The sequence below is a fragment of the Kitasatospora sp. NPDC056783 genome, from assembly GCF_042789895.1.
GTDB lineage: Bacteria > Actinomycetota > Actinomycetes > Streptomycetales > Streptomycetaceae > Kitasatospora.
The window spans coordinates 1-6806 of the sequence record NZ_JBHUAF010000443.1; the positions used below are offsets into that span (position 1 = coordinate 1).

General features: G+C 75.3%; 7 protein-coding genes and 1 pseudogene. 4 read left to right on the top strand and 4 right to left on the bottom strand.

The window, feature by feature from the left end; all coding sequences use genetic code 11:
* Nucleotides 1-63: 63 nt before the first annotated feature.
* Nucleotides 64-522, bottom strand: a complete 459-nt coding sequence (locus ACFRMQ_RS36265; protein ID WP_380735092.1) for an HD domain-containing protein — start codon at nucleotides 520-522, stop codon at nucleotides 64-66.
* A 209-nt stretch (nucleotides 523-731) separates the two neighbouring features.
* Here ACFRMQ_RS36265 and ACFRMQ_RS36270 point away from each other — a divergent pair, with 209 nt between their 5' ends.
* Together ACFRMQ_RS36270 and ACFRMQ_RS36275 are read left to right on the top strand one after the other, a co-directional pair.
* Nucleotides 732-1658 (top strand): AEC family transporter, encoded by a 927-nt coding sequence (locus ACFRMQ_RS36270; RefSeq protein WP_380735093.1) that lies wholly within the window; start codon nucleotides 732-734, stop codon nucleotides 1656-1658.
* 7 nt (nucleotides 1659-1665) lie between these two features.
* Entirely contained in the window at nucleotides 1666-2049 is a 384-nt protein-coding gene (locus ACFRMQ_RS36275) for a hypothetical protein (protein ID WP_380735094.1), read from the top strand.
* Here the strand turns inward: ACFRMQ_RS36275 and ACFRMQ_RS36280 are convergent, their stop codons facing one another.
* The gene (locus ACFRMQ_RS36280; RefSeq protein ID WP_316525377.1) at nucleotides 2050-2313 is read right to left on the bottom strand and encodes a dsRBD fold-containing protein; all 264 of its coding nucleotides are present in this window, start codon (nucleotides 2311-2313) and stop codon (nucleotides 2050-2052) included.
* A 289-nt stretch (nucleotides 2314-2602) separates the two neighbouring features.
* Between ACFRMQ_RS36280 and ACFRMQ_RS36285 the strand changes: the two are divergent.
* Nucleotides 2603-3457 (top strand): annotated as a pseudogene (locus ACFRMQ_RS36285) (DMT family transporter); the annotation flags it as partial.
* A 200-nt stretch (nucleotides 3458-3657) separates the two neighbouring features.
* Nucleotides 3658-4335, top strand: coding sequence for a DUF6629 family protein (locus ACFRMQ_RS36290; RefSeq protein ID WP_380735095.1), 678 nt, complete (start codon nucleotides 3658-3660; stop codon nucleotides 4333-4335).
* 134 nt (nucleotides 4336-4469) lie between these two features.
* On the opposite strand, the gene ACFRMQ_RS36295 is transcribed toward ACFRMQ_RS36290, so the two are convergent.
* Both ACFRMQ_RS36295 and ACFRMQ_RS36300 read right to left on the bottom strand, forming a co-directional pair.
* Nucleotides 4470-5816 (bottom strand): MFS transporter, encoded by a 1347-nt coding sequence (locus ACFRMQ_RS36295; protein WP_380735097.1) that lies wholly within the window; start codon nucleotides 5814-5816, stop codon nucleotides 4470-4472.
* Nucleotides 5813-6433 carry an ArsR/SmtB family transcription factor gene (locus tag ACFRMQ_RS36300; protein WP_380735098.1) on the bottom strand — a complete coding sequence of 207 codons (621 nt, stop codon included), beginning with the start codon at nucleotides 6431-6433 and terminating at the stop codon, nucleotides 5813-5815. Before ACFRMQ_RS36300 ends, ACFRMQ_RS36295 begins: the two co-directional genes overlap by 4 nt.
* Nucleotides 6434-6806 lie beyond the last annotated feature (373 nt).

Consider the following 6806-nt stretch of genomic DNA (forward strand, 5'->3'; position numbering starts at 1 on the left):
GTCCGGGCCCTCTCGTGGTTCCTCCGGGCGCCGCGGCCACGCGGTTCCCGGCGGTTCCCGCTCCTACGGTTCGCCGGTGACCCCGAGCAGCTCGCGCATCCGCGCGTACTTGGCGGCCAGCCGCTCGGCGGTCGCCCGGTCCAACGCGGCGAGGCGCGCCGGGTCCGAGTTGTGCGCCAGGTCCGCGCGCTTGACCAGCAGCGCGCCCGGCGTGGCCAGGACGCGCGCGGCGTACTCCTCGACCGGCTCGTCCGGACGCCGGGTGAGCGCGTCCACGATCGCCTTGGTCTCCTCGGGCAGCGCGGCCCCGGCCAGCCACTCCCGGCTCAGCCGGTCGTCCTCGACCGCGTCGTGCAGCCAGCCCGCCGCGATCTGCGCCGCGCCGCCGCCGCGCGCCGCAGTCCCGCGGGCGACCGCCGCGATGTGCTCGCCGTACGGGTGCCCGTTCTTGTCCACCTGCCCCTGGTGGGCCCGGCGCGCGATCGCCTCCACCTCGGACAGGCTCAGGTACTGGTCCTCCACCGGCTCATCGTAGGCCCGGCCGAACGGGCCCGACAGGTCGGACCGTCGGCCCTACGATCCGTCAGGCCCGTCGGCGGCCCCTCCGGCGGCCACTGGTTTACTGCCCCGGGGGTTCACGGCTTCGGGGGGTGACCGCGCTCGGAAGTCGACGCCCTCGACGGGAGACCCCCGTCGCGTCCGGCAGAGCCGTCCGAGCGATCCGAGGAACCATGCCAGCCCTGCACCCCCTGCTGTCCGCCTTCGCGCCGATCTGGGCGCTCACCGGCGCCGGGTACGCCGTCGGCCGCACCGGGCTGCTCGGACCGCAGGCCGAGACGGTGCTCAACCGGTTCGTCTTCCACGTGGCGATGCCGGCCGCGCTGTTCCTGATGATCGCCCGCACCCCGCTGGACCGCTTCTCCAACACCTCGATGCTCGCCTTCGCGGCCGGCACCCTGGTCTCGATCGGCCTCGGGCTGCTCGCCGGGCGGCTGCTGTTCCGGCGGGGGCCAGGCGAGTCGGCCATCGGCGCGATGGCCTCCGGTTACGTCAACTCGGCCAACCTCGGCATCCCGGTGACCATGCAGGTGCTCGGCGACGCGTCCTTCGTCGCCCCCGTGGTGCTGTTCCAGATCCTGCTGGTCACCCCCGCCGTCCTGGCCGTGCTGGACGGCGGCGCGGCCGGCCGCCGCGCGCTGCTCACGCTGCCCGTGCGCAACCCGATCCTGCTGGCCACCGCACTCGGGGCGGTCGTCTCGGCGACCGGCGCGCACCTGCCCGCCGAGCTGAGCCGCTCCTGCGAACTGCTCGGCGGCGCGGGCGTTCCGACCGCCCTGATCACCCTCGGCATCTCGCTGCGCAACCGGCCGCCGGCGGCGGGCCGGCCGCGCCGCGCCGAGGTCGGGCTGATCGTCGCGCTCAAGACCCTGGTCCAGCCGCTGGTCGCACTCGCCGTGGCCGGACCGCTGCTCCACCTGCCCGCGCACCAGCTGCTCACCGTGGTGCTGTTCTCCGCGCTGCCCACCGCGCAGAACGTGTACACCTACGCCCGCGAGTACGAACGGGGCACCGCCCTCGCCCGGGACGCGGTGCTCTGGTCGACGCTGGTGTCGATGGCGACGCTGTCGGTGATCAGCTGGACCCTCGGACCCGCCTGACGCGCGCGTGCTGTACGCCCTGGGTTACTCCGGCTTCCCCGCCTCCCGCGTCGTCACCGGCCCCCGGCCCTCCGCCGACCGGCTCCGCGCGCTCGCCGCACCCGTCCTCGCCCTCTTCGCCGCCCGCGGTCACGCCCATGACCCCGGCCAGGTCGCCGACAGCGTCCGCCGCACCCTCCCCGAGGCCGACGTCCCCGTCCTCCCGGACACCTCCCGCCACAACGTCCCGATGGCCACCGCCGACGAGGTCAACCGCCGCCTGGCCGCGCGCCTCGCGCCAACGGCCCCACCGGCCCCGCCCGCGTCCGCGTCCGCGTCCGCGTCCGCGCATGCCGACCCGCCCGGCCTCAGGCCACCGGGCACGCGTTCCCGTCCGGTCTCCGCTCGGTGATCAGTAGATCAGGTAGTCCGGACGGCGCCCCTCGTCGTCGATCTCCCCGGTGGCCTGGGTCCGCAGCTTGCGCGACAGTTCCTCCAAGGCCCTGGAGGCGGCGACCTCCTCGCCGATCCTGGCGAGCGGACGGTCCTCCACGCTCTTCACCGACTCGCCGTGCGCGCTCAGCCCCGGCGCCCTCGCACCGGTCAGCCTGGCCTCACACGTCGTGTGCACGCCGTCTTCCTCGAAGCTCAGCTCCACGTCCCACTGGTTGTGCATCGCCACACCTCCTGGCGCCGGCCCCCGTCGCCGCCTGTCCGGACCGGCACGGACGGTGCCCCGTGGCGGCCGCTCACACCAGCGTGCGCCTGCCCCGCCGGTGGCGGCAAGCGCTGCCCGGAAGGCCCGGGGCCCTCGCCGGGCACGGGGCCCCGCCGCCCCGCCCGCGTGTCGTGCGATCAGCCCGGCCACCACCCCGGCGGTAGGCTGACGGGAGCGGCCGCGTCAGCCGACCCCCCTCTCGGACCCGTCGGCGCGGCACGGGCAGCGACAACCTGGTGGTCCCTCCGTGGCGGTCTTCGTCCTCGCTCTCAGTGCGGCCTGCTGTCTGGGGCTCGGCTTCGTCCTCCAACAGCACGCGGCGCAGCGAGCCCCGCGCTCCGATCTGCTGCGCTGGCGGCTGCTGCTCGACCTGATGCGGATGCCGCAGTGGCTGCTCGGCACCGGATTCATGGTCTGCGGGCTGATCCTCTCCGCGCTCGCGCTCAACCAGGGCGAGGTGTCCCTGGTCGAACCGTTGCTGGCCACCAATCTGATCTTCGCCATGGCACTGGCCCGGGTGCTGACCCGTCAGACCCTCGGCCGGTCCGGCTGGGCCGGGGTCCTGCTGCTGGCCCTCGGGGTGACGGCCTTCATCGTGGCCGGGCAGCCGACCGGTGGCGGGCCACCCGCCGGCGAGCTGCGGCACTGGCTGGTGGTCGGCACCGTGGTCGGGCTGGTCGTGCTGCTGGTCTCGCTGGCCCGGCGGCTGCCGCTGTTCGAGGAGGCGACCCTGCTGGCACTCGCCGCCGGGCTGCTCTACGGCCTCCAGGACGCGCTGACCCGCACCACCACCCAGCGCCTCGACCACGACGGCCTGGCCGCGGTACTGCGCACCTGGCAGCCGTACGCGGTGGTGGTGGCGGGCGTGGTCGGGCTGCTGCTGGTGCAGAGCGCCTTCGAGGCCGCACCGCTGCGGATGTCCTTGCCGGCGCTGACGGCCGCCCAGCCGCTGGCCGGGATCGCCTGCGCGGTGGGCTTCCTCGGCGACCGGCTGCGGGTGACACCGGGGGCGCTGGCCTGGCAGTCGGCCGGGCTGCTGACGATCGTGATCGGGGTGATCGTGATCGGCCGCCACCCCGCGATGCCCGGGACCGTCCGCGAGACCCTGGAGGGCATCGGAACCCTGCCGGAGGACGAGGCGGGGGAAAGGGCCGCCGTGAAGGAAGCCGAGAAGGAAGCGGAGGGAGAAGCGGAGGGGGAAGCCGGGAAGACGGCGGACGGGACGGGAAACCGGCCCGAGGAGCAGCGCACGGACGGGCCCGAGAAGGACGGCGGCCCCGGGAGCACCGGGTAGGCGGCCCGATGTGCTGGAGCGCGCAGGCGGACGCCGTGGCCGGTGGCGTGGTCGCGGGCGTCGGGCTGGCATGCCTGGTCCGCGCCCACCGGTCCGGCCGCCCCGGGCGGTTGCCGCTCGCCGCGCTCCCCCTGGTGTTGGGCGTGCACCAGCTGGTCGAGGCGCTGGTCTGGCTCGGCACGGACGGCGGACTGCCGGACGGCCTCGCCGCGGCGGCCCGCACCACTTGGGCGGTGATCGCCCTTCCGCTGCTGCCCGTGCTGGTTCCCGCCGCCGTGTGGTGCGCGACCGGTGAACGGCAGCGGCGGATGCCCGCCGCCCTCACCCTGCTCGGCGCGGCGGTCGCCGTCCCGCTCTCCGTGGCCCTCGCGTCCCGCCCGGTGTCGGCCGGTGTGCACGGCCACACCCTCGACTACGCCGTCGGCATTCCGCACCCGGCACTCCTGCTGGCCGGCTATCTCCTCGCCACCGTCGGCTCCCTCCTGATGAGCGGTGATCGCCTGCTCCGCCGGCTCGGTCTCCTCACCGGCGCGGGCGCCATCGCCTGCGCCCTGCTCTGGCACCTCGCCTTCGTCTCCACCTGGTGCGCCCTCGCGGCCCTGACCAGCCTGCTGCTCCTCCAGTGGACGGGCCACCGGCCGGCTGCCGACCTCGCCCACGCCCACTCCGCCGATCGGAACCGCTAGCCGGCCCCACACCCCCTGCGCCCCGGGCCCGGCCCGGCGTCCGCCCGGTGGTCCGCCCACCGGCGCAGGCCGGCGGCCGGGCGTCGGCGGGGCGTCGGCCGGGCCGGAGGAAAGTCGCACCCCCGCGCAGCGGGCTACGCCCGGTGCGCCCGGTCCGGCTCGGCGGGCGTACTGCTCCCGTCCTTCCGAAGGCGGTCCATCTCGCGCCACTCGGGCCGGAAGCCCGCCAGGGTGGTGGTCACGAAGTAGAGCGCGCCCGCCGCGACCAGGCTGGGTATCAGGCCGACCAGCGCGACCGACGCGCCGGCCACCAGGCCGCCGAGCGGGATCCCGGCCCAGGACAGCGAGTCACCGAGGGCGTGCACGCGCCCGAGCAGATGGCGGGGCACCCGCTCGAAGAGCACCGCGCCGAGGATCGGGTTGAGGAAGCCGGAGCCGAAGCCGCCGATGGCGAAGACCGTGAGCACCACCCACATCGGCGCGCCGAAGGCGAGCACCAGGAAGCGGGGGGCGCCGCACAGCAGGAAGCCGACGAAGAAGACCGTACGCCGGGGCAGCCGGGAGGCGACGGCCGCCGCGATCAGACTGCCGACGACCGCCGTGGCCCCCATGACACCCGCGCACAGCCCGATGGCCGCCGGGCCGTTGCCGGACTCCCGCGCCCAGACCGGGACGAGGACGGTCACGAAGCCGGCGTCGAGCAGATTGGTGATGCCCACCATCACCGTGACGGCGAGCAGCAGGGGCTCGGACCGCAGGAACGTGAAGCCTTCGCGGAACATCCGCCAGTAGCCGGCCGGCTGCTCCCCTTCCGCCGACCCGCTGTCCGGCCCCGCCGCCGCGGGCACCGCCGGGCGCCCCATGCCGCGCGGCAGCGCGAGCGCGATGATCAGCGACCCGAGCGCGAACGTGCCCGCGTTGACCGCCAGACCGGCCAGCGGGCCCATCAGTGCGATCAGACCGCCGCCGGCCGCCGGGCCGATCGTGGAGGCCAGCCGCTCGGTGACGCCCGACAGCCCGGTGGCGCGCTCCATCGGCACCCGGGCGTGGTCGGCCGCCTCCGGGACCATGACGGACTTCGCCAAGTCCCCCGGGCCGCGCATCGCCCCGATCACCGCCACCATCAGCAGCAACAGCCAGAACGGGAGCAGCCCCTGCGAGTGCAGCAGCGGGACCAGCCCGGCCGCGACCGCGCTGACCGCGTCCGTCGTCCAGGACACCACGCGCGGCCCGAGCCGGTCGACCACCGGCCCGGTCAGCGCCTTGACCGTCACGTACGGCGCCATCTCCGCGAAGGCGACCAGGCCCGTCATGGTGGCACTGCCGGTGGTGGCCAGGACGAACCAGGGCAGGGCGATGGCCGAGACCCGGGTGCCGGTCACCGAGACCACCGTGGCGGCCAGCACCCCGGCCAGCGGCCGGTAGCTGCGCCCGGGGCCGTCGACGGCAGGTCTGGTGGCCGTGGTCGTCGTGGCGGTCATGCGGTTCCCCCTTCGTCGGTGTCCTCGCTCACGTCCGGCAGGACGTGGACGACGACGGATACCTGCTCCGATCCCTCCGGGACCGGCCCCTCGGCACCCACCCACCGGTAGCGCCGGATCACCTCGCCCAGCTCGCCGGAGAGCCGCTCGGCCTCGGCCGGCGTCAGCTGCAGCACCAGGTCGCTGAGGTTCAGCGCCTTGCGCCACTCGCGCGGCATGACCTCGAAGGCGTCCAGCGAACGCTGGGCCGCCAGGGTGTGCGCGGCCAGGACGGACCTCAGGTACCCGGCGGCCTCGCCCAGCTGGTCGTCCGCCATGTCGTCCACCGTCCAGAGCGTGATGCGGTGGGCCGACCGCCACCAGCGCTCGCGGGCGTTGCCGCGCGACTCGTCCTCCTCCACGAAGCCCGCGGCGGCGAGCTGGCGCAGGTGGTAGCTGGTCGCGCCGGAGTTGAGCCCCAGCTCGGCGGCGAGCCGCGTCGCCGTGGAGGGCCCGTGCTTGCGCAGCAGCCCCACCACCTGGAGGCGCACCGGGTGCGCCATCGCCCGCATGCTCTCGGCGGTGAGGGCGATGGCCCGCTGGTCCTCGCTGTGCTTCCAGCCCTGCTCTTCGGTCATGGCAGGAGACTAGAACCGCAAAGAGTCCTTTGCAAAGGGTTTTTCGCGAAGATTTCTTTGCGGTCCGTCCGGAGGCGGCCCCGCCGGACGGCGGGTGTCCGGCGTGCCGCTCGGCGGGGGCCCGGGAGCCGACCGCGCCCCGAGGCGGGATTGTCACCCGGGCGGCCGAGGCGCAGGCTGGCAGGAAGGGGCCGGGAAGCGACCCGCCCCGACCGGCCGCGCACTCGATGACGGCCGCCGGAGGAGCACGAGGGGCAGGGCGATGGCACGCGGGAGGCTCTGGGGCTACGTCACGTCGGGGGCCCGGGCGCTCGGCGCGCTCGGCGGCGGCGCCGGCGCGGACGGCACCGGCCGCCGGGGCGGTGCGGGACGC